The sequence below is a fragment of the Nitrosospira sp. NRS527 genome, from assembly GCF_018406445.1.
Lineage (GTDB): Bacteria > Pseudomonadota > Gammaproteobacteria > Burkholderiales > Nitrosomonadaceae > Nitrosospira > Nitrosospira briensis.
Window position 1 is genome coordinate 1,209,478 of record NZ_AP024515.1, and the last position, 22,943, is coordinate 1,232,420.

Here is a 22,943-nt window from a genome sequence, read left to right on the forward strand (position 1 = left end):
CCATGCTTGCCTCGATCGTGCGCGCCATGCTCAAGCAACGCCTGATTGTGGTAGTGATCGCGCTGGCCCTGGTCGGCATCGGCCTGCGCGCATCGACGAAATTGTCGGTCGATGCGTTTCCGGACGTGACCAACATACAGGTACAGGTCGCCACCGAGGCGGTGGGCCGCAGCCCGGAGGAGATCGAACGATTGGTGACGGTACCGGTGGAAATCGCGATGACCGGTCTGCCAGGCCTGGTAGAGATGCGTTCCTTGAACAAGAGTGGGCTTTCTCTTATCACCCTTGTATTTACCGATCAGACCGACGTTTACTTCGCGCGTCAACTGGTAATGGAAAGGCTGATCGAAGTATCCAGCAGGATGCCAAAGGGTATCGCACCGGTACTCGGTCCCGTATCGACAGGTCTGGGCGAGGTATATCAATACACCATCGAACATCCCGACGATGGCAAACGCGCGCTTACGGTGCAGGAGTTGACTGAACGGCGAACCATACAGGACTGGGTAGTGCGTCCGCTGCTGCGCTCTGTTCCCGGCGTGGCTGAGATTAATTCCATGGGAGGATTTGTCAAGCAATACCACGTGCTGGTCAACCCCGACCGGTTACGCCATTATGACTTGACATTGGCGCAGGTTGACAGGGCCATCGCCAGTAATAATGCCAACGCCAGCGGCAATATACTTCCACTGCATGCCGAACAGTACCTGATCCGTGGCGTTGGCCTGATCCAGACGCTGGATGACATCCGAAATATCGTTCTTAAAGAGCTGGACGGTATACCAATATTTGTTCGTGACGTGGCGCGAGTGGAGTTTGGCACCGAGGTGCGCCAGGGCGCCAGCATCAAAAACGGCTACACCGAGTCTGTCGCGGGCATAGTAATGATGTTGCGCGGGGGGAACGCCAAGGAAATCGTTGGGCGGGTGAAGGAGAAGGTGGCCGAAATTAATGAGCGTGCGCTGCTGCCGGGTGGGCTCCAGATTGTGCCTTTTTACGATCGAACCGATCTCGTGGATTCCGCGCTGTGGACGGTGAGCAAAGTGCTGATCGAAGGCATACTGCTCGTGGTGGTGATATTGTTCATCTTCCTCGGGGATGTACGCTCCAGCCTGATCGTAGTGGCGACACTCATTATTACGCCGCTGATCACCTTCATGGTGATGAACCAGCAGGAGATCTCCGCGAACCTCATGTCACTGGGGGGATTGGCTATAGCAATCGGACTGATGGTCGATTCCACGGTGGTTGTGGTGGAAAATGTCTATCATCGCCTGGGTCATGCTACCAGTGGCGAATCCAAGCTGCAAATTATCGTAGAAGCGGTGGTCGAGGTGGGAACGCCGGTAATTTTTGGCATTTCGATCATTATTCTGGTGTTTCTGCCGCTGATGGCGCTGCAAGGCATGGAAGGCAAGACGTTCAGTCCACTTGCATTCACTATCGCCATTGCACTGGCGGTGTCGCTTATTGTTTCCCTGACACTTTCGCCAGTACTCTGCGCGTACATGCTCAAGGGGGGCGCTGACCATGACACCAGAATTATCGCTTTGCTCAAATCGGGCTACCGTCGCCTTCTCAATTCGGCGCTAGCCAGGGAGAAAGTTACTATCATCATATCCCTGGGCCTACTCGTGCTGTCTTTTTCCCTGTTCCCGTTGCTGGGTAAATCCTTCATCCCGACGATGCAGGAGGGCTCGATAACGCCGGTTATCATCCGGGTACCCTCAATTTCCCTGGATGAATCCATCAAAATGGAATCAGAGGCAATGAGACTGATTGCCGCAGTGCCTGGGGTCAAGAGCGTAGTATCCAAGCTCGGTCGTGGCGATTCCCCTGCGGACCCGGCATCGCAGAACGAATCGGATCCCATTGCCGCGCTGGATCCGGATTCCGGTCGCACCCAGAAAGAAGTGGAAGAGGATATCCGCAAGGTATTGGCGGTGCTACCCGGCGTATCCATCGTCTTGTCGCAACCGATCGAACAGCGTGTGGACGAGATGGTCACCGGCGTGCGCTCGCAGGTCGCGATCAAGATCTTTGGCGACAATCTGGAAGAGTTGCGCAAGTTGTCGGAGCAAGTGGCGCGTATCCTTAAGTCCGTGCGTGGCGCCAGAGATATTCGTATCGAACGTTTGTCCGGCCAGCAATCGCTGACCATCGACATCAATCGCCGCGCTATTGCACGCCACGGTCTCAACGTCGCCGACGTGAACGAGCTCATCGAAACCGCTATCGGCGGAAAGGCAGTTACTACCGTGTTTGAGGGCGAGCGCCGCATTGTCCTCCTTCTGCGCTTTCCCGAACGGTTTCGCAATGATGTCGAGGCGATCCGCGATCTCGTGTTGCGAGTGCCTGGAAAAACCGGGCCGAACGGCGCCTCGGCCCAAGGCGGCGTTTTAGTACCGCTCCGCGCGGTGGCGGACATCCAGGTTGTCGATGGGCCGGCGCTGGTGTCTCGCGAATACGCGAAACGCCGCGTGGTGATCGGCGCCAACGTGCACGAACGCGATCTCGGCGGTTTCGTTGCAGAAGTACAGGAGCGTGTCGCCAGGGAAATCAAACTGCCAACCGGCTATTATTTTGTCTGGGGTGGCCAGTTCGAGAATATGGAACGTGCCATGGCGACACTTTCGCTGATAGTTCCGCTTACTATTGTAGCGATCTTCTTCCTGCTCTTCGTATTGTTCAATTCGATCAAGCTTGCGGGACTCATCATTCTAGTGCTGCCATTTGCTTCCATCGGAGGCGTCATTGGGCTTTTCGTCACCGGCGAATATCTTTCGGTTCCGGCCTCGGTGGGTTTTATCGCCTTATGGGGTATTGCGGTACTGAACGGGGTAGTGCTGATTTCCTATATACGCAAGCTGCGCGATGAAGGGGCAAGCGTGGCCGACGCGGTCATCAAGGGCTGCGAGCAGCGCTTTCGCCCGGTGCTGATGACGGCCACCGTTGCTATGCTGGGTCTGGTACCGTTTCTTTTTGCTACCGGCCCCGGTTCTGAAGTGCAACGTCCGCTGGCTGTCGTGGTGATCGGCGGCCTGATCACCTCGACTTTGCTGACGCTCGTTGTATTGCCCACGTTGTACCGCTGGTTCGACGAGAAGCCCGTACACGCCGGGTACACGCCTGAGTGAGACAACAGGCGAAGATCAAAACGATATGCATACTATTCTTATAAACGCTATGCGAAGCATAACGTCAAATTCCTGACTCCCGGATATGGCTGTGCTGGAGGCAGTTCTCTCGCCATTCCTCATTAATGACCCAAACCGAAGGAAGAGCGAACTGCCTGCGCCGAGAAGAACACAATTTGTGCCATTGTTAAGGAGTCTCCTGAATCCGGCAGTTGGACGGAGTGGAGTGAACTCACCAAAAAGGTGAAGCTCAAGGGATACGAAAAATCCTTTTCGGTTATAACGCTTGGTTGACGGATGAGCTGAAAAACGATGCTCAACCGCCAATTACCCCATCTGATCGTTCTCGCGGTTGTGCGTGATTGTGAGATCGGCAATATTGGTCTTGTTACCACCTAATGGATCAGCTCGTCATCTCCAGCGGGCAGCCTGCTAAAATCAGCGTTTCCATAAGGTTTGAGCGGTGACAGGGCAGCGAAGATGAATTTCCTTCTTTTCTCAAAGCTCTGATACTGACCCAAATATTTCATAAATTGACGCGCGCCCTTGCTGGTTTTTTGTTTCGTATGAAAATTTCGTTCAGTCGGGCGTATGAATAACTACGCCACTCCTTCACGAAATCTCCCTACAAAACAAAATCCTGCGCAATCATCACGCGAATTTATGAAACATCCGGGTTAAAATACTCAACCTGAAAAATACTCGTAAAGTTATCGAGAGCCACGCCACCGAGAAGAGCCATGTCATCATCCCAAACTGCTGCAAAAGATAAAGCGAAAATTCTCGCCGAGGCCTTGCCTTATATTCGGCGTTTTCACGGTAAAACGATTGTCATTAAATATGGCGGTAATGCCATGATCGAGGAGCATCTCAAACAAGGCTTCGCCCGCGACGTCGTGCTGCTGAAGCTTGTGGGAATGAACCCTGTAATCGTTCACGGCGGCGGACCACAGATCAACGATATGCTGAAGCGGGTGGGCAAGCAAGGCGCGTTTATCCAGGGAATGCGCGTGACCGATGCCGAAACGATGGATGTGGTGGAAATGGTGCTGGGACTGATCAATAAGGAAATCGTCAACCTTATCAACCAGCATGGCGGTCTTGCAGTTGGCTTGACCGGTAAAGACGGCAGCTTCATCCGTGCAAAAAAAATGCTTATGCAGGACAGCGAGAAAGCGGGCGGATGGCTCGATATCGGCCAGGTTGGGGAAATTGAAAGCATAAACCCTGCTTTGATCGAGCTATTGGAAACACGCGATTTTATTCCGGTAATTGCCCCTGTCGGCGTGGGCAAGAATGGAGAATCCTACAATATCAATGCCGATCTGGTTGCGGGAGAGCTGGCGAGAGTTTTAAATGCTGAGAAGCTCATACTGCTTACTAATACTCCCGGTGTGCTGGACAAGAATGGTAACCTGTTAACTGGATTGACTGCGCAAAGAGTGGATGAATTATTTGCCGACGGAACCATCTCCGGCGGCATGATACCAAAAATCGGTTCTGCACTGGACGCAGTGAAAAACGGCGTCAAATCTTGTCACATTATCGATGGGCGGGTAGAGCACGGATTGCTGCTTGAGGTGATGACGGATGAGGGTGTGGGTACGCTTATAAAGGCGAGCTGAGTGGATAGGCAGATCTTCACCAGAGACCCGCGGCAGCGTCCGAACTCGATTTCAGCTCCATTGACCAGATGTCGTTATTTTCGCTGCTTACGATATTTTCCGACTTATTTCGTGAATATTCACGCCTGAACCGCCCTGGTTCGACACAGGCTTATAAGAATTTGAATTACAGAGTTATCGAATCGAGGAATACATGGCAGCCAAGCCCGGCGAGAGAAAAGATCAAATCCTGCAGGTTCTGGCGGGGATGCTGGAAGAGCCCCGTGCGGGGAAAATCACTACAGCGGCGCTGGCTGCCAACCTGCATGTTTCCGAGGCCGCACTTTATCGTCATTTCGCCAGTAAGGCGCAGATGTATGACGGCTTGATCGAGTTTATCGAGAAAACACTGTTCAGCCTCATCAATAAGTTGACAACGGAAGAGTCAAGCGGCGTTAAGCAAGTAGAAGGGATTTTAGCGCTACTGCTTGGTTTTGCAAAAAAGAACCCCGGTATGACGCGAGTATTGATCGGCGATGCGCTGATAAATGAAAATGATCGCCTGCAGGCACGCATCAATCAATTGCACGACCGGTTGGAGGCGACGCTGAAACAGGCGCTGCGCTTCGCGGCCGGTGAGCGTGAAATTGCGTCCGATTCGGACATATCCGCCCAGGCAAACATGCTGATGTGCTACATTACAGGCCGTTGGCATCAATTTGCCAAAAGCGGCTTCAAACGGGATCCCATGGAGCATTGGGAAGCGCAACGAAGGGCAATACTCTCAAGTGAAACATTCAAACATGCTGCTCCGGCCAATGACTGAAACGCTGATGGGCGATCAATGACTTCGCCTGAGAAATCGATCTCGCACGATCTTGTCTCTTTTTCATGCGGCTCTACCGCCATTTATAGAGCGGTTGGACTTGATTTTAGTCAAGCCGGAACAACGTGAGCATACATGTTTTCGTTTAAGGCGGTTTCCATGAGACCTCTACATTTCGAATACATGGAATTACAACATTTCCATGTGGATGCGGCACCCGCAGCGCCACTTCAAGCTGGGCACGAACGGTAACCGAGGAAACCCGCTCCCGAAAGACTTTTTTGCACTTGACGGCTTGAAATTCCTTAAGCTGTGCCTCGAAACCGGCAGTTTGATCGATAGTCGATGTTCTTGCGTAGCCAATGATCATTTTCCCTCACACGGATTTTAGGTGCTGTGATAGGTGGCCGATCATAAATCAAATGGTTTCTATTGATAGTATTTTAGAAGGGTTAAGTGATCTCTCGCTAGGGCTAGGTCTAACGAGAGAACCCGATGCGGTTACATAAAAATGTAGGAGTCCCTAAACGTCAACCTTCGCGAAGATTGCTGAAAGCATTCCGAGTAAAATAGATTAGCGTACTAATATTAATAATATGGCATCATTTAACGTAAGCCGCAGGATTCGGGTGCGGAAAGGATCAAAGAACAATGGTTATCGCCCAGAATTCCCTGCCGAAGGTCGAGGCTTTCTTATCCGCGCTCAACGAGCAGAGTTTTTTTAAGGACGAGTCAACTCCGGGTAGTGTCCTTTGGTACATCGCTTTCTACAAGAAACGTGCGCCTCAGAGGCGCAAGGCATTTCGAGCTGGCGGATTCATTTTATTATTCTTAAGCATCAGTCTTCCCTTCCTGACCCAGTTGGCTCCAAAAGATCTGCAGGCGCAAGTGGCATCGACACTTGCCTGGCTCATTGCTCTTGTTGCTGCTGCCAATTCCTTTTTCAATTGGCAGAGGGCGTGGCAGGGCTATGTTCAGACACAACTCACATTACAGTTTGCGCTGACCGAGTGGGAATTGCGAACCGCCGAGGCAAGGGCAGCATTAACGGAAGAGGAAGGCTTGGCACTTTTGAGAGATGGTCTACAGAAGTTTATCAAAACAGTGAGTGAGGCTGTCTCAGGGGAGACTGCCCAGTATTTCGAGGGTGTAAAAATTCCTGAAACGAGGACTGGTTCCTGACAATTTACATATTGTAAAAGTGATCTAGGCTGAACCATGTCCCTGATCTTTCTGAGCCATTCCAGTGCAGATGAGCTTGAGGCGGTTGCACTCAAGCAATGGCTGCTGGATAACGGCTGGGATGACGTATTTCTCGATCTTGATCCGGAGCGTGGCCTAAGAGCCGGGGAGCGCTGGCAGGAAGCGCTGCGACGCGCGGCCGACCGCTGTGAAGCGGTGGTCTTCATCATCTCCCCCGCCTGGGCAATATCGAAGTGGTGCCTGACTGAATTCCTGCTGGCCAAGAGTCTGAACAAGCTCATCTTCGGCGTGGTGGTGAAGGAAACCGCGATCACCGAGTTGCCCACCGAACTGACCGCCGAGTTCCAGCTAACCTACCTTATCGGCAAGGGATCGGTAGAGGCCATCCGTTTCGTTCATCACGAACAGCCTGCCGATGTTTCATTCCTTGCCAACGGACTCGGTCGACTGCGGTTGGGGCTGCAAACCGCGGGCTTGAACGCCAGCTTCTTTCCCTGGCCGCCTCAGGACGAAAAATCGCGCGCCCCGTATCGGGGCTTGGAACCGCTGGATGCCAAGGACGCTGCCGTATTCTTTGGCCGCGATGCGGAAATATTGCAGGGCCTGGACAAGCTGCGCGGCATGCGCGCGTCGGGCGACGAGGGATTGCTCGTCATATTGGGCCCGTCCGGAGCGGGCAAATCCTCATTCCTGCGCGCCGGCCTCCTGCCCAGACTCACGCGCAACGCACGCCACTTCCATGCGCTGGAAATCATCCGCCCGGAGCGCAGTCCGCTGTTTGGAGAACGTGGACTGGCACATGCCATCTCTCGGGCAAACCATCGTTTGCGACTTGCGCCAATCAATGTAGGTGAAGTAAAAACAGCGCTGAGCGACGGCCCCGGGCGCCTTGAACCGCTGCTGCGCAGCATCCAGAACGCAGCCCGCCATCAATTACTGGGGTTGCCGGAGGATGCACCACCCCCTACCCTGATTCTTCCGGTGGACCAAGCCGAAGAACTCTTCAGTACTGACGCCACCGAAGAGGCCCGCAGGTTTCTTGAGATGATCGGCAGCGTTCTTCGAGCAAGCCTGCCGGATGGTGAAGGTCCTGAGTTGTCCCTGATCATCGCCTTCACTATTCGCTCCGACCGTTACGAACCCCTGCAAACTGCGTCGGAACTGATGGGGTTGAAGACCGTCGTATTCGATGCATTAAAGCCCATGCCGTTGGCGCAGTTCAAGGAAGTCATTACCGGCCCCGCGATGCGCGCCACCTTGAGCGGCAAGCGACTGGAGGTCAAGCCGGATCTCGTGCAGCAGCTACTGGCCGATTCCGATCGGGGAGGGGATACCCTGCCGCTGCTGAGCCTTACCTTGTCCCGCCTCTACCGAGACTACAGCAGTGATGGCGATCTGGGCCTGGACGAATATCAAGGCATGGGTGGAATGAGCAACGTCATCCGCACCGAAGTCGACTCCATCCTGGCTTATGATCCGGAAATACGAAAGGCGCAGCTTGAAACATTGCATGCTGCGTTCATTCCCTGGCTGGCCACCATCAATGCCGAAAACGATCATCCGATGCGCAGGGTGGCACACAAATCCGACCTGCCGGCTGCCAGCCATGCGCTGATACAGGCACTAATCGAGAAGCGCCTGCTGCTAAGCGACATGCGCAATGGTAAGCAGATCGTGGAAGTCACCCATGAGAGCCTGCTGCGCCAATGGGATACATTGGCGAAATGGCTGGAGAAGGAGAGAGAGGACCTGAAGGACGCAGACCGGCTTGAGCAGGCGGCTAGTGCCTGGAACAAGAGTGACAAAAAGGCGGACTGGCTCATGGAAGGCGAGCGGCTGATGATCGCGGAGACGCTTGCGGCCAAGCCGGGCTATCACAGGCGGCTGGAACCAGCTGCCGAGTTCCTGCTGTGCTCACGCCAGCGGGAGACGCAACGAAAAGAAACGGAAGAGCGGCAGCGTCAGGCCGAACTTGTTGCTGCGCAGGAGAAGCAGGCGGCGGCGGAAGAGCAACAGCGCATAGCCGCGCAGCTTGCTAAGGCGGAGCGAAGGAAGGCAGAGGTGGAACTCGCTGCGGCAAGGGACCGAGAGGCTGCAGCAGAAGTCTTGGCAACAGAACAACTGCAGGCGACAGAAAGGGCACAAGCTGATTCAGCAAGGCTTAAGAAGCGGGCAAAACAACTTTTGGCCACAGTGTTTGGAGCGCTCATCCTCGCGGGAGCAACCGGCTACGGCTTCTTCCACGCTGAAGCCCAGCGGAAAAACGCCGAGCGAGCACAAATCCAGGCAAACGGGTTGCGCTTGGCGGCGGAAAGCCAGGCCATGATGGACGGCACGCGCGTGGGCGGCGGGGAACGCGAAGTGCTACAGCTTCTTGCGGCGTGGCGCACGGCACCAAGCAACGAAGTGGAATCCGGACTACTAACAGCATTTCTGAAGAACCGGAATACCCGGAAGATTATAGCTACAGGTGTGCCGGTCTATGGGGTGGCTTTTAGCCCGGATGGCACGCGCATCGTATCGGGCAGTGGGGGCCATACGCTGCGGCTGTGGGATGCGAAGACCGGCGCGTCCATCGGTTCACCGCTGCAGGGGCATGAGGACCAGGTGCTCAGTGTTGCCTTCAGCCCGGATGGCACGCGCATCGTATCGGGCAGTTGGGACCATACGCTGCGGCTGTGGGATGTGAAGACCGGCGCGCCCATCGGTTCACCGCTGCAGGGGCATGAGGACCAGGTGCTCAGTGTTGCCTTCAGCCCGGATGGCACGCGCATCGTATCGGGCAGTGGGGACAAGACGCTGCGGCTGTGGGATGTGAAGACCGGCGCGCCCATCGGTTCACCGCTGCAGGGGCATGAGGACCGGGTGAATAGTGTTGCCTTCAGCCCGGATGGCACGCGCATCGTATCGGGCAGTTGGGACAAGACGCTGCAGCTGTGGAATGCGAAGACCGGTGAGCCCATCGGTTCACCGCTGCAGGGGCATGAGGACTGGGTGCTCAGTGCTGCCTTCAGCCCGGATGGCACGCGCATCGTATCGGGCAGTTTGGACAAGACGCTGCGGCTGTGGAATGTGAAGACCGGCGCGCCCATCGGTTCACCGCTGCAGGGGCATGAGGACCAGGTGCTCAGTGTTGCCTTCAGCCCGGATGGCACGCGCATCGTATCGGGCAGTTGGGACAAGACGCTGCGGCTGTGGAATGCGAAGACCGGTGAGCCCATCGGTTCACCGCTGCAGGGGCATGAGGGCTGGGTGCTCAGTGCTGCTTTCAGCCCGGATGGCACGCGCATCGTATCGGGCAGCTGGGACAAGACGCTGCGGCTGTGGGATGTGAAGACCGGCGCGCCCATGGGTTCACCGCTGCAGGGGCATGAGGACCAGGTGCTCAGTGCTGCCTTCAGCCCGGATGGCACGCGCATCGTATCGGGCAGTTGGGACCATACGCTGCGGCTGTGGGATGCGAAGACCGGCGCGCCCATCGGTTCACCGCTGCAGGGGCATGAGGACCAGGTGCTCAGTGTTGCCTTCAGCCCGGATGGCACGCGCATCGTATCGGGCAGTTGGGACCATACGCTGCGGCTGTGGGATGCGAAGACCGGTGAGCCCATTGGTTCACCGCTGCAGGGGCATGAGGGCTGGGTGCTCAGTGCTGCCTTCAGCCCGGATGGCACGCGCATCGTATCGGGCAGTTGGGACCATACGCTGCGGCTGTGGGATGCGAAGACCGGTGAGCCCATCGGTTCACCGCTGCAGGGGCATGTGGGCGGGGTGCTCAGTGTTGCCTTCAGCCCGGATGGCACGCGCATCGTATCGGGCAGTGGGGACCATACGCTGCGGCTGTGGGATGCGAAGACCGGCGCGTCCATCGGTTCACCGCTGCAGGGGCATGAGGGCGGGGTGCTCAGTGTTGCCTTCAGCCCGGATGGCACGCGCATCGTATCGGGCAGTGGGGACGAGACGCTGCGGCTGTGGAATGCGAAGACCGGTGAGCCCATCGGTTCACCGCTGCAGGGGCATGTGGGCGGGGTGCTCAGTGTTGCCTTCAGCCCGGATGGCACGCGCATCGTATCGGGCAGTTGGGACAAGACGCTGCGGCTGTGGAATGCGAAGACCGGTGCGCCCATCGGTTCACCGCTGCAGGGGCATGAGGGCTGGGTGAGTAGTGTTGCCTTCAGCCCGGATGGCACGCGCATCGTATCGGGCAGTTGGGACAAGACGCTGCGGCTGTGGCCTGGCCCTAAGGTTTGGCTGGAACTGTTGTGCGCGAAGCTCACGCGCAACTTGAGCCATGCTGAATGGCATGAGTGGGTGTCCCCTACTATTCCCTCCTATACTAAACAGTGTCCTGGGCTACCGATTTCGCCGGATGAGCCTGCGGCCAAGGAAAAGTAGCTTCCCGCTCGCTAATGCCAAGTCAATCTTTTTTACTGTCTTACGTTTTCCAAGTCAATTACCCCAAGTTCTCTGGCCACTCTTTCACCTGCTTTTAAAACCCTTTCTCCCTCGTAAAGAGGTTTTTCGTATCCGTCTTTTACCCTTGATAACATATTTTATCAAGGGTAAAACCACCCCTGAATTCCCTTCTTCCTCACCTTGAAAATCCCGCTACTTCCGATCTGCCAGTTGTAGCCGACACTTCTATCCTGACCGCCGTCCAATTTTGCCAGCTGGCCGAAGTGCGACCGGCGATCGAGTGTGGGTTCGCCAATATCGATAATCCACAGACGCGGCGCGCGTATGAAAACGACTTGCGCGGCTTCATGGTTTTTGCCGGCATTGCCCAGCTGGATGATTTCCGGATCGTGACCCGCAGGCACGTGCTCGCCTGGCGCAAGAGCCTAGAAGCGCAGCAGCTCGGCGGCAGCACCATTCGCAGGAAGCTCGCGGCGCTGTCATCCCTGTTCGAGCATTTGTGCGAGTCCAATGCGGTCACGCATAATCCGGTCAAGGGGGTGAAGCGCCCGGCGGTGGAGTCGCAGCAGGGCAAAACCCGGGTACTGGGCGACGCCCAAGCGCGGGCCTTGTTGTACGCACCGGATGCTGCCACGCTCAAGGGCAAGCGCGACCGGGCGATTCTCTCCATTCTGCTCTTTCATCGAATCAGACGAGCGGAGTTGGCCAAACTCAAACTGAAGAATTACAGCCAGACGCGCCGTGCGGTGGCGCATCTGCGGGCACGGTTGGCCGGGTTCTCCCAAAGTTCCATGTTCCCATGCCCAGAGCCGGCACGTTCCCCCAATGGCAGCAGGAATGATGGATACCGGTATATGACGGAAAATGCTTTCGTATGCATGCTGTTTTTATGCGGCGATAACAAATTTTTCTTGTGACTCCAAAGTTGCTTTAGCCACGACAGCCCCGGCAGGCTTATGTTTAGAAAATGTTAAGCATCATTGGTAAGGGCGTCAGTACGTTGCCGTACCAACCACCGTGTTCACAGCGGGATGGAGAGGAAGGCTGCAAGCGGAATACTACTGCCGGCAAGCGGAGCTCAGTGCGAAGGCATCACCACTATGATGTGGCACAGGCGAACGGGGGAAACAGCAGTCTCTGAAGCCCAAGGGAAAATATAAATATGGTTTTCCTCACATAGGAGTCTGAGATAGGGATGGCCCGATGCAGGCCAGCGCTCGGTGGAGACTTATCTGTTTATCCGACGGTGCCGCTCAAATGCCTGCCTATTAGATCATAACTGGCTCATCCGTACCGCATGCCGTGCACGCCGGGTCCTTATTCAATTTGACTGAACGCCATTCCATTGTCAAACCATCGAGACGCAGTAAACGGCCATTCAGCGTTTCGCCGATATTCAGCAGGATTTTTAGCGTCTCCGCTGCTTGCACACAACCAATAATCCCTACCAGTGGCGCAAACACACCCATAATAGCGCAACGCATATCCTCGTTTTCACCGGTTTCAGGAAACAGGCATTGATAACAGGGGCTGTGCTTTTGACGTAGGTCGAATACGGCAACCTGTCCATCGAAGCGCACTGCCGCGCCTGATACAAGCGGTTTTTTACGAATGATACAGGCCTGGTTGATGGCAAGCCGGGTGGAAAAATTATCGCTCGCATCTACCACGACATCGGCATTCGTAACCACTTTCAACAATTTCTCTTCATCCATGCGTTCGTTCAGCGTAATCACATTGACTTCGGGATTGATTCCGGCAAGTGTCTTTTTGGCGGAATTTGTCTTGCTCATCCCGATGCGGCCCGTACCGTGAATGATTTGGCGCTGGAGATTGGTCAGGTCGACTTCGTCACTATCGCAAATGGTCAGTTTGCCGACACCACTTGCAGCGAGGTACATCGCCGCAGGCGAACCCAGTCCGCCTGCACCGATAATAAGTACATGTGACCGAATTAAAGCTTCCTGCCCTTGTATGCCGATTTGCGGCAATAGAATGTGGCGGCTGTAGCGCAACAGTTGGTCGTCATTCATTGGTCACAGCGGTGCGCAATTGTTGAGGCACTTGAGCAAGATCAGCAAGATCCATTGCTGCCGGCAGAGATGGGCTGCAAAACAGTTTATAGGACAACATGTGCCCATCGCCCGCTAGCATGGCGCCGGCATTATCGGGGAGGTAATTCTCATACGGTGCAATGCGCTTGCCTGTTGATGCCCCACTCAGTGCAAGCATAAGCACGTTTGCAGTAGGGCAGGGCTGGCTGAGCTATAAAGATAGCTCGCATCGACATGACATCTATCGCTTATGGGGGCCAAGCATCTGATTCTTTGCCAGACCCGAAACTGCCGGTCAGTATATAACGTAGGGTGTGGCGATAAGCAAAGCGTACTGCGCCGAACAACAATCGCTTTACAGCTGGCCTGCTCCATATGACCCGAGCAAGCTTCCCATCGCCAGTAATGCAATCTACGGAGGAGTTACCTATAGCTTCTCTAACTCCTCCGCTTCGCTGCAATCATCATTGAATCAATTCGTTACTTTTGCCGAATTCTTGTTCACCAGACTATCTTTGAAATAATTCATCGCCTGGGTCAGCAACAGGTCGCCACTGGAGCCAAATTCCGCTGGAGGCTCCTGTTTCTTGTTTTTGTCTTCTCCATTCTCCGGTTTGATTATCTTGGCCTCGGGCTTGGGCGCTACCTTTATCGCTTCTGTCGCAGGTTTGGCCTCTTGTGGTCTTCCGTTGGACAGGTGGCGATCCAGGTCGGCTTCGCGCAAACGTTCAAATTCATCTTTCGCGGATTCGTCGAGGATATCGGGTGTAATCCCCTTGGCCTGGATAGATTGTCCATTAGGCGTGTAGTAACGCGCAGTGGTGAGCTTTATGGCTGTGTTGTTACCCAACGGCAGGATGGTTTGCACCGACCCTTTTCCGAATGTTTGCGTGCCCATCACGACGGACCGTTTGTGATCCTGAAGCGCGCCCGCGACAATCTCCGAAGCAGAGGCCGAGCCGCCATTTACCAGGGTAATCATGGGCACCGTCTTGATCGCCGCCGGCAGCCGCTTCAGATAGTCGCTTTTTGTATCACGCAGGTAGAATTCGGGGCTGGCTTTGAGCTTCATCTTGGCATCTTCAGTACGGCCATCGGTGTACACCACCAGCGAATTGGCCGGCAGGAAGGCGGCAGACACCGCTACGGCGCCGTTCAGCAGTCCCCCGGGATCGTTGCGCAGGTCCAGTACCAGCCCCTTCATCGGCACGGTACTCTCCTTGAACAATTTATCGATGGCCTTGGTCAGGTTTTCGCCCGTTTGTTCCTGAAATTGCGTGATGCGTATGTATGCATAACCCGGTTCAATCAGTTTCGACTTGACGCTCTGTATCTTGATGACTGCCCGTACCAGCGTGAACACCATCGGTTTGGTCTCACCCTTCCGTAATACGGTGAGGGTTATCGAGGTGTTGGGTTTGCCCCGCATACGCTTGATGGCATCGGTAAGCGAGAGGCCTTTGACTGCGGTATCGTCCAGCTTGATGATGAGGTCACCCGGTTTGATGCCTGCCCGAAACGCCGGCGTGTCTTCGATTGGCGAAATGACCTTGACGAATCCGTCTTCCATGCTGACTTCGATGCCCAGTCCGCCAAACTCACCCTGCGTACCGATTTGCAGTTCCTTGAATGCATCCATATCCAGATAGGCTGAATGCGGATCCAGGCCGGTCAGCATTCCGTTGATCGCCTCCGTGATAAGTTTCCTGTCTTCTACCGGCTCGACGTAATCACTCTTGATGCGACCGAATACTTCAGTGAATGCGCGGAGCTCTTCGATTGGAAGAGGATGCAGCACCCCCTGGGTTTCCTTGTCGGCATTGGCAGAAAAATTGAGGCTCAGCATCACGCCGGTGATCACGCCAAAGATGATCAAGCCAAAGTGCCGCATCTTGTTACCCATTAAACATTCTCCAGATTTGTCCACGCAGTGTCGTCACTCATTTTATTCTGACCCAGTTCAAAGGGTCAAACGGTTTGCCTTGATGGCGTAATTCAAAGTATAAACCGGATTCGGGGTTACCACCGCTGTTTCCCACCGTAGCGATCGTATCTCCTCCGCGAACGGAATCCCCTACCTTTTTATGCACGGTTTCGTTATTGCCGTAGAGGCTCATGTAGCTGCCCCCGTGATCTACAATCATCAGATTGCCGAATCCTCTCAGCCAGTCGGCAAATACGACGCGCCCACCGGCAATGGCTTTCACCTCTCCGCCCATAGCCGAACGGATGAATAACCCTTTCCACGTAATACCCCCATCAGCACGTGGACTACCGAAGCGGTTCGCAAGTTCCCCGCGTACCGGCAAACTTAAGCGGCCTTTCAACGACGAGAACGGGCTTCCGTGTGTAGAGGCGTCGGGTAATCTTTCGTTGCTAAGGGAACCGGAACCGGAACCGGAGCCGCGCGGGGCGCTCTGTTTTTTTCGCGCGAGCATTTTAGCGATTTTGTCTACCAGACGGGCGAGGCGATCTTCGTCGCGCTTGAGCTTGCTGATTTCAAGCCGCTGCTGATCGGCCTGAAGCGAAATCTGTGCGAGCAGTTCTGCGCGCTCGGCTTTTTTTTTCTCAAGGTGTTTTTTATGCTCAGCCTGCTTAGCCTGGATCGCGGTTATTTCCACGGTTTTTTCGCGGCTTTGGCTGGCGAGCGCATCAAGCCGTTGGAGATTGGCGCGGAGCGCATCTATTTCCTCCATGCGTGCGCGGGAGAGATAGCCGTAGTAATGCAGATCACGGGCAATTTCATTAGGGTCGTGCTGATTGAGCAAGAGGCCCAGATACTCTTTTTTACTACCCCCATCCAGATATTGCCGATAAAGCAATTTGCCCAATTGCAACTGTTGCGCCTGGATATCCTCCGCGACCAGCCCGGATTGCGCTTTTAATTGGCTTAGTTTTCCATTGGCTTCATGTTGCTCCCGCGCAAGCGTCATCAACTTGCGATTGGCGGCGCTGATTGCCTGCTCCGCTTCACGCAGTGCACCAGCCGCACCTGATTTCGACTCCTCCGTATCCGCCAGTTCTTCCTGTAAGCTTTCAATTCGGCTGCGCAGTTGCTTCAGTTCTTCCTTTTCGACTCTGGGAGCTGCATGGAGTGAATGCGGCAGTATCAGTGCCCCAGCCAGAATCAGCTTGCAAATCACACTCAACCGTATATTGATGCCGCGCAGGAATGAAATTTTCAAACGTATCTTACCGAAGAAACCATACACCACGGGAGCGATACAGATTTACCTTGGGAAACTGTCAAGCTACGATGAAGACTGTCGTACGTACAAATGAAATGGATGAGTAGAACTCATGGCTAAGGTGATATTTTCCCCTGATTTGCTACAACCTGCATCGCTTGTTCGATCGCTGCCTGATCGCCGAGATAGTAACTTCGGATAGGTTTCAGATCTTCCTCAAGCTCGTACACAAGCGGAACGCCGGTAGGGATGTTGAGTTCCATGACATCCTGCTCGGAAAGATTGTCGAGATACATGACCAGCGCCCGTAGTGAATTGCCATGAGCGGCGATGAGTATGCGCTGACCGGACTGGACCTGGGGTGCGATGGTTTCGTTCCAGTAGGGGAGAAACCTTGCGACGGTATCCTGCAGGCATTCTGTCAGCGGAATGTCTTCTCTCTCCAAATTACGATAGCGGGGATCGAAGCCGGGGTAGCGTTCATCCTCCGGGGTGAGCGCGGGTGGCCGGACGTTGTAGCTGCGCCGCCATATCTGCACCTGCTCCTCGCCATACTTGAGCGCCGTCTCAAGTTTGTTCAAGCCTTGCAGTGCGCCGTAATGACGCTCGTTCAACCGCCACGTCAAGTTAACGGGAATCCACATCTGATCCAGTTCGTCCAGCACGATCCACAAGGTGCGAATCGAACGCTTCAATACCGAAGTATACGCAATATCGAACGTAAATCCGCCTTCCCGCAGCAAGCGTCCAGAATTCTGGGCTTCTTCCACACCTTTTGGAGACAAGTCCACATCGGTCCAGCCAGTGAACCGGTTCTCTTTATTCCACGTGCTTTCTCCATGCCGCAGGAGAATGAGTTTTTTCATATTTGTTTATAGAAAGGATGAGATTTTCCGCAAAGCGGTTTGAAATGCTATAGTATTTTAATGTATTTCGGGCACGGCCGCAGCATGGGAGAGGGGTTCAAGCCTGAATACCTTGAGCGCCAGTGGTTTTCCAGGACGAGATAAACTGCCACCCGGCACCAATTTACCAATGCATGGCGCCATACCTTGATCGTCCTGCCCGGCCTCTACGCCGAGCAATCATGGGAACATACACTTCTTTATTCGCGGAACAAGAGAATTCCTCAATGTTCCCGTCTCTGATAAAATCCACAGTCAAGTATATCAAGGAGTATGGACGTGTCATTCTTGCAAAACAATATTGCGCTTATCGTGGCCGCTCTTGCGAGCGGCGGCATGCTGTTGTGGCCGATGCTGACGCGCCGCTCCGGCGGCGAGGTGGACACGCTGGTAGCGGTTCAAATGATCAATTACAAGGACGGGTTGGCATTGGACGTGCGCGAAGGTAGCGAATACGAAGCGGGCCATTTACCCAATTCAAAGCACATTCCTTCGGATAAACTTGAGCAGCGCCTCTCGGAGCTTGAAAAATTCAAGGACAAGCCGATTGTATTGATACATCGCACCGGGACGAATTCGTCGGGCAAATCTCGTTCTATCCTGCGCAGTAATGGTTTTACGCACGTATATAACCTTACGGGCGGCATCGACGCATGGCGGCAGGCAAACTTACCGGTAGTAAAAAAATAAAGGGGAGCTAATGACGAGGGTAGTCATGTATTCCACGGCTTTTTGCCCGTACTGCATAATGGCGGAGCGAATGTTGCGTGCCCGAGGGGTGACGGAAATAGAAAAAATTCGTATTGATCAGGACCCCGCACGGCGTGCCGAGATGATGGAAAAAACGGGACGCCGTACCGTCCCGCAAATTTACATAGGCGACACTCATGTGGGCGGATACGATGACCTCGCGAAGCTTGACCGCACTGATGGATTGGTAAAGCTTCTTGCAGCCTGAGTGGCGCGATAGAGAAAACAAAGTGAACTGAGCCTTGGTAAAGTGAGCGTCCAAGCCCCGGTTTCAAATTGGGCGGAACGCATTCTGGCAGGATTCTCGGCTGAGGCAAATTTCTGTCACGCGGTTGGAGCCGAGGCCGGCTCAAGGTTCTTGAATCTGTATCCCTGCGGCGAGCATGTCTTACGCTAACAGATATTTTCGATTATTTTTTTGATTATCCCATGGACTCCATATGAGCGACCCGCAGCAGCCGGTTTTCAGCATTGAAAAACTCTACGTCAGGGACTTGTCCCTCGAGATACCTAACGCGCCACGGATTTTTCTTGATCGCGAAACGCCCGAGGTCAACATTCAATTGCATACCAAGAGTGAGCGCATCGATGAAGGTATGTATGAAGTATTGCTGACGATAACCGCCACCGCGAAAGTCAAGGAGAAGACGATGTTTCTGGTGGAGGTGCAGCAAGCGGGCATTTTTCAGATTCGCCATGTGCCTGAAGGTGAAATGGACGCCGTGCTGGGCATTGCGTGTCCTAATATTCTTTTCCCTTACTTGCGTGAAGTGGTTTCCGACATTGTTACCCGTGCCGGATTTCACGCCGTGATTCTAAGCCCTGTTAATTTTGAGGCGCTTTACTATCAGGGTAAACAGCAGGCCGAGCAGAACTCGGCAACGGCAGAGAAGGTGGAAAAGGCGGAAGAAACACAAAAAATAACGCATTAGATATGAAATATGCGTGTGCCGGATTATTGAGAATGGTCTCGCTGAAGCGGGTTCTGGCGCAATTATGGATTGTGGTGCTGATATTTCCGGTGCCCGCCATTGCGGCGCTGGAGTTCTTCTCGATAAACGATGATGCTGTCATCATGTACGACGCACCTTCGCTCAAGGCCGCCAAGCTATATGTCGCAAGTCGCGATCTACCGGTAGAGGCCGTGGTGAAAGTCGAAGGCTGGGTCAAGATTCGCGATAGCGAAGGTACCCTTGCCTGGGTAGAAGCAAAAGCATTGAGCGAAAAACGCCATGTCATCGTTACTGCGCCCCTTGCAGAGGTGTATCAGGCTGCGAATGCGAGTTCGCCGCTTGTTTTCCAGGCACAGCAAGGCGTTATCATGGAATGGCTTGAGTCGGCAGCCAACGGTTGGGTCAGGGTGCGCCATCGCGATGGCCAGAACGGTTACGTCAGAGCAAACCAGGTCTGGGGTTCATGAGAATAGCCGTTTTGGGCGCGGGCGCCTGGGGAACCTCCCTGGCGATCAGTCTCAGTGCAAATTCCAATTCCGCTCACCAGGTCACTTTATGGTCCAGGGATCCGCAGCATGTTGCCGAGCTTGCTTCCGAGCGTGTCAACAGACGCTATTTCCCCGCTTTTTCCTTGCCCGATTCTCTGCGGTTGACGTCAGCTCTCGATGTAGCCGTTGAAGCGGCGGAACTCGCCCTGATCGTCGTTCCGGTTTCCGGGCTGCGCGGGACGCTACGTGGAATCGCCGCCTGTGGAAAGCCCGTGCCGGTCGTATGGGGGTGCAAGGGATTCGAGGCCCGGTCCGCAAAGCTTCCTCATCAGGTTGCGGAGGAAGAATACGGTGGTATAGCGCCTTGCGGCGTATTGTCAGGTCCCAGTTTTGCGCAGGAAGTCGCGCAGGGGCTTCCCGCCGCATTGACTTTGGCATCTCATGATGTGGAATTTTCACGGCGGATCGCGGCCCAATTACACACTGCGAGGTTGCGCGTTTATTCATGCAGCGATATCGTTGGCGTGGAAACGGGTGGGGCAGTCAAGAACGTGATATCGATTGCCGCAGGAATCTGCGACGGCCTCGCACTTGGCTACAATGCCCGGGCAGCGTTGATTACGCGAGGTCTGGCGGAGATTGCCCGCCTGGGCCTGAAACTCGGCGGCCGCATGGAAACGTTTATGGGGCTGACCGGCCTGGGCGACCTGATACTGACCTGCACCGGCGATCTGTCGCGCAACCGGCGAGTAGGGCTCGCACTTGCAGCGGGGCGCCCGTTACCGGCAATACTGCGGGAATTAGGACATACTGCCGAGGGAGTTCATACAGCGGGAGAAGTATTGCGGCTCAGCCAGGAATTGAAAGTTGAGATGCCGATCACGAGAGCGGTATGCAGCATACTTCATGATGGCGTGCCGGCAAGAAAGGCGGTGGAAGCGCTGCTCAACCGCGAGCCGAAGACCGAAAATTATTGAGCTAGCGCAGGGCTGGTAGACGCCCCTCCTTGGCCCAGGTTTTATAGGGTTTTTCCGAAGCCGATCTGGCGCCAGGCTTCATAGACGACTACCGCAACCGTATTGGACAAATTGAGACTGCGGCTGCCGGATGCCATGGGAATACGGATGCGGTGTCGTTCGGGGAAACTCTCCAGTATTTCAGCCGGCAGTCCACGGCTCTCCGCGCCGAAAAGAAATGCATCTCCGCTCTCAAACGAAGCCAGGTCATAGCGCTGTTTTCCCTTGGTAGAGGCAGCAAAAAAGCGACGGCCCCGCAGTTGCTCCGCGCACGCTTTCCAGTTTGCATGAACCGTCATGCTGGCAAACTCGTGATAGTCCAGTCCGGCGCGCAGTAACTGCTTATCTTCCAGGGTAAAGCCCAGGGGCTGGATGAGATGCAGCTTCGAACCGGTATTGGCGCATAGCCGGATAATATTGCCGGTGTTGGGCGGGATTTCAGGCTGGTACAGGATTACGTCGATCATTTCGGTTCGGGAATCATGAAATTTTATCGTGGCTGGAAAGCGTTCTTGCCACCACCCATCCACTGACATGTGCAGCTCCGCTTTTGCGCAGTGCCTTCGCCAGTTCATTCAATGTTGTGCCGGTAGTCATTACATCGTCCAGCATGGCAACGCGCTTGCCTCTGAGATCAGCCTCGCATGAGAATGCGTTACGAATATTTTTTTCGCGTTCTTTCCATGGCAGCCCGGTCTGGGAGGGCGTATCTTTGATGCGTCGGCAGATACCTGGCAGTAACGCAACGCCCAATTTTCTCGATACGCCCCGTGCAATTTCGAGTGCCTGATTGAAGCCTCTATCGCGCAATCTGGCGGGATGCAGCGGCATCGGTACGATGAAATCCGGCAGTGCATCAGGATCAATCCGCGCTGTCAGCAAATCGGCCAGCACGGAAGCCATGGAAAGGTTCGCCTGGTATTTTAGCGAATGTAAAAGTGCATCCACCGGAAAAGCATAACTCATCGCCGCCACGCTATGGTCGAATGCCGGCGGATTCGCGAGGCAGGCACCGCAAATACGAGATTCCCTCAAGGGTAATGCACATACGACACAATGCTGGGGTGGCGAATGGGGCAAACTGTCCCGGCAAGATGCACAAAAGTTGCCCTTGGCGCTGGCGCCGCAGAGCAGGCAATTATTCTTGAATAACGCCTGCACAATATTTAATCTATCGTCCAAAAATTTCTATCAAGAAATTGACAAGAATGATGCAATCCGTAATGATACAGGTCCATTCTGAATGATGGGAGTGGTTCGGCGCTTGCCGGCGTTTCCGCTCCTTGGTTCATTGAGGTGGCCTGGACGATCGTTTACCAAAATATAACGTGATAAGGATGTGGTATGAGCCAGCTTGCTCCCGACATAGCCGCTGATCTGGAACGATGCGGGGATAACACTGTCGGCAATTTCGTCGACCAACTTGCCGGCACGGCAATCGAATCGCCGCGATGGGATGTTGCCCGGATCAAGACATTGCTGGATTTACCTTTCAACGATTTGATTCACCGCGCCCAGTTGGTGCACCGCCAACATCACGATGCCAACGCAGTGCAACTCTCGACATTGATTTCGGTCAAGACCGGTGGTTGCCCCGAAGACTGCGGTTATTGCCCCCAGGCAGCGCGCTACCATACGGATGTCGAGAATCAGGAAATGCTGGGTCTTGACGAGGTGGTGGCAACGGCAGCGGCGGCGAAAGCGCAGGGTGCATCCCGCTTTTGCATGGGCGCCGCATGGCGCGGGCCCAAGCAGCGAGATATCGAGAAAATGACGGAAATGGTTAGTGCCGTCAAAGCGCTGGGGCTTGAAACCTGTGCCACGCTGGGCATGCTGAAGCCGGGGCAGGCAGAGCAGCTCAGGCAAGCCGGACTGGATTACTATAACCATAACCTCGACACGGCTCCAGAATTCTATGGGGAAATCATCACAACCCGTCATTACGAAGATAGGCTGGACACTTTGCAGAAAGTCCGCGGTGCGGGCATAAATGTATGCTGTGGCGGTATCGTCGGCATGGGTGAATCGCGCCATGCCCGCGCTGGTCTGATCGCTCAACTGGCCAATCTCGCTCCCTATCCGGAATCCGTTCCCATCAATCACCTGGTACAAGTGGAAGGTACGCCTCTCCACGGCACTGTGGCGCTCGATCCCCTGGAATTCGTGCGCACGATCGCGGCTGCGCGTATTACCATGCCTAAAGCAATGGTAAGGCTATCCGCCGGTAGACAGCAGATGTCGGATGCGGTGCAGGCGCTGTGCTTTCTTGCCGGCGCCAACTCGATTTTCTATGGCGACAAATTACTCACTACCGGCAACCCGGAAGCTGATCGCGACAAGGCGTTATTTGACAAACTGGGGCTGAGCGCGATATAGCGTTCCCCCATCCGCAAAACCGGCAGATCC

The 22,943-nt window shown here is 54.7% G+C and carries 21 protein-coding genes; 12 read left to right on the plus strand and 9 right to left on the minus strand.

Annotation, left to right across the window (positions count from 1 at the left end; all coding sequences use genetic code 11):
* Positions 1 to 2 precede the first annotated feature (2 nt).
* From KJS40_RS05400 to slmA, 3 genes are all read left to right on the plus strand, one after another.
* Positions 3 to 3,137, plus strand: coding sequence for a CusA/CzcA family heavy metal efflux RND transporter (locus KJS40_RS05400; RefSeq protein ID WP_213539359.1), 3,135 nt, complete (start codon positions 3 to 5; stop codon positions 3,135 to 3,137).
* 740 nt (positions 3,138 to 3,877) lie between these two features.
* Positions 3,878 to 4,762: an acetylglutamate kinase gene (gene argB, locus KJS40_RS05405; protein WP_025042005.1), complete on the plus strand. Its 885-nt coding sequence runs from the start codon at positions 3,878 to 3,880 to the stop codon at positions 4,760 to 4,762.
* Between the two features lie 193 nt (positions 4,763 to 4,955).
* Positions 4,956 to 5,567 (plus strand): nucleoid occlusion factor SlmA, encoded by a 612-nt coding sequence (gene slmA, locus KJS40_RS05410; RefSeq protein WP_213539360.1) that lies wholly within the window; start codon positions 4,956 to 4,958, stop codon positions 5,565 to 5,567.
* Between the two features lie 145 nt (positions 5,568 to 5,712).
* Here slmA and KJS40_RS05415 read toward each other — a convergent pair whose 3' ends face one another.
* Entirely contained in the window at positions 5,713 to 5,937 is a 225-nt protein-coding gene (locus tag KJS40_RS05415) for a recombinase family protein (RefSeq protein ID WP_213539361.1), read from the minus strand.
* 281 nt (positions 5,938 to 6,218) lie between these two features.
* Between KJS40_RS05415 and KJS40_RS05420 the strand changes: the two genes are divergently transcribed.
* A complete protein-coding gene (locus KJS40_RS05420) occupies positions 6,219 to 6,749 on the plus strand; it encodes an SLATT domain-containing protein (RefSeq protein ID WP_213539362.1) in 531 nt (176 codons plus the stop codon).
* A 36-nt stretch (positions 6,750 to 6,785) separates the two neighbouring features.
* Positions 6,786 to 11,162, plus strand: a complete 4,377-nt coding sequence (locus KJS40_RS05425) for a TIR domain-containing protein (RefSeq protein WP_213539363.1) — start codon at positions 6,786 to 6,788, stop codon at positions 11,160 to 11,162.
* 161 nt (positions 11,163 to 11,323) lie between these two features.
* Here the strand turns inward: KJS40_RS05425 and KJS40_RS15215 are convergent, their stop codons facing one another.
* Complete coding sequence (locus KJS40_RS15215; protein WP_244859790.1) at positions 11,324 to 11,587, minus strand: hypothetical protein; 264 nt, start codon at positions 11,585 to 11,587, stop codon at positions 11,324 to 11,326.
* Between KJS40_RS15215 and KJS40_RS05430 the strand changes: the two genes are divergently transcribed.
* A complete protein-coding gene (locus KJS40_RS05430) occupies positions 11,531 to 12,100 on the plus strand; it encodes a hypothetical protein (RefSeq protein ID WP_244859768.1) in 570 nt (189 codons plus the stop codon). The genes KJS40_RS15215 and KJS40_RS05430 overlap by 57 nt on opposite strands.
* Before the next feature lie 351 nt (positions 12,101 to 12,451).
* Here the strand turns inward: KJS40_RS05430 and KJS40_RS05435 are convergent, their stop codons facing one another.
* From KJS40_RS05435 to gpmA, 5 genes are all read right to left on the minus strand, one after another.
* Positions 12,452 to 13,216 (minus strand): HesA/MoeB/ThiF family protein, encoded by a 765-nt coding sequence (locus KJS40_RS05435; protein ID WP_213539364.1) that lies wholly within the window; start codon positions 13,214 to 13,216, stop codon positions 12,452 to 12,454.
* On the minus strand, positions 13,209 to 13,415 hold the full coding sequence (locus tag KJS40_RS05440; RefSeq protein ID WP_213539365.1) for a hypothetical protein: 207 nt from the start codon (positions 13,413 to 13,415) through the stop codon (positions 13,209 to 13,211). Before KJS40_RS05440 ends, KJS40_RS05435 begins: the two co-directional genes overlap by 8 nt.
* A gap of 294 nt (positions 13,416 to 13,709) precedes the next feature.
* Complete coding sequence (locus KJS40_RS05445) at positions 13,710 to 15,140, minus strand: S41 family peptidase (protein ID WP_107730916.1); 1,431 nt, start codon at positions 15,138 to 15,140, stop codon at positions 13,710 to 13,712.
* Positions 15,141 to 15,177: 37 nt separating this feature from the next.
* Positions 15,178 to 16,422 carry a peptidoglycan DD-metalloendopeptidase family protein gene (locus KJS40_RS05450; RefSeq protein ID WP_244859709.1) on the minus strand — a complete coding sequence of 415 codons (1,245 nt, stop codon included), beginning with the start codon at positions 16,420 to 16,422 and terminating at the stop codon, positions 15,178 to 15,180.
* 119 nt (positions 16,423 to 16,541) lie between these two features.
* Positions 16,542 to 17,291 carry a 2,3-diphosphoglycerate-dependent phosphoglycerate mutase gene (gene gpmA, locus KJS40_RS05455; protein WP_090458594.1) on the minus strand — a complete coding sequence of 250 codons (750 nt, stop codon included), beginning with the start codon at positions 17,289 to 17,291 and terminating at the stop codon, positions 16,542 to 16,544.
* Positions 17,292 to 17,603: 312 nt separating this feature from the next.
* On the opposite strand from gpmA, the gene KJS40_RS05460 reads away from it, so the two are divergent.
* From KJS40_RS05460 to KJS40_RS05480, 5 genes are all read left to right on the plus strand, one after another.
* The gene (locus tag KJS40_RS05460) at positions 17,604 to 18,020 is read left to right on the plus strand and encodes a rhodanese-like domain-containing protein (protein WP_213539366.1); all 417 of its coding nucleotides are present in this window, start codon (positions 17,604 to 17,606) and stop codon (positions 18,018 to 18,020) included.
* A gap of 10 nt (positions 18,021 to 18,030) precedes the next feature.
* Complete coding sequence (gene grxC / locus KJS40_RS05465; RefSeq protein WP_025041995.1) at positions 18,031 to 18,288, plus strand: glutaredoxin 3; 258 nt, start codon at positions 18,031 to 18,033, stop codon at positions 18,286 to 18,288.
* A gap of 232 nt (positions 18,289 to 18,520) precedes the next feature.
* The gene (secB, locus tag KJS40_RS05470) at positions 18,521 to 19,012 is read left to right on the plus strand and encodes a protein-export chaperone SecB (RefSeq protein ID WP_213539367.1); all 492 of its coding nucleotides are present in this window, start codon (positions 18,521 to 18,523) and stop codon (positions 19,010 to 19,012) included.
* Between the two features lie 2 nt (positions 19,013 to 19,014).
* On the plus strand, positions 19,015 to 19,500 hold the full coding sequence (locus KJS40_RS05475) for an SH3 domain-containing protein (RefSeq protein ID WP_213539368.1): 486 nt from the start codon (positions 19,015 to 19,017) through the stop codon (positions 19,498 to 19,500).
* Complete coding sequence (locus tag KJS40_RS05480; RefSeq protein WP_213539369.1) at positions 19,497 to 20,498, plus strand: NAD(P)H-dependent glycerol-3-phosphate dehydrogenase; 1,002 nt, start codon at positions 19,497 to 19,499, stop codon at positions 20,496 to 20,498. Before KJS40_RS05475 ends, KJS40_RS05480 begins: the two co-directional genes overlap by 4 nt.
* 41 nt (positions 20,499 to 20,539) lie before the next feature.
* Here KJS40_RS05480 and trmL read toward each other — a convergent pair whose 3' ends face one another.
* Positions 20,540 to 21,004, minus strand: a complete 465-nt coding sequence (gene trmL / locus KJS40_RS05485) for a tRNA (uridine(34)/cytosine(34)/5-carboxymethylaminomethyluridine(34)-2'-O)-methyltransferase TrmL (protein ID WP_213539370.1) — start codon at positions 21,002 to 21,004, stop codon at positions 20,540 to 20,542.
* Between the two features lie 13 nt (positions 21,005 to 21,017).
* Positions 21,018 to 21,719, minus strand: a complete 702-nt coding sequence (locus tag KJS40_RS05490; RefSeq protein WP_244859710.1) for a ComF family protein — start codon at positions 21,717 to 21,719, stop codon at positions 21,018 to 21,020.
* A gap of 162 nt (positions 21,720 to 21,881) precedes the next feature.
* Here KJS40_RS05490 and bioB point away from each other — a divergent pair, with 162 nt between their 5' ends.
* Complete coding sequence (bioB, locus tag KJS40_RS05495; protein ID WP_213539371.1) at positions 21,882 to 22,913, plus strand: biotin synthase BioB; 1,032 nt, start codon at positions 21,882 to 21,884, stop codon at positions 22,911 to 22,913.
* Positions 22,914 to 22,943 lie beyond the last annotated feature (30 nt).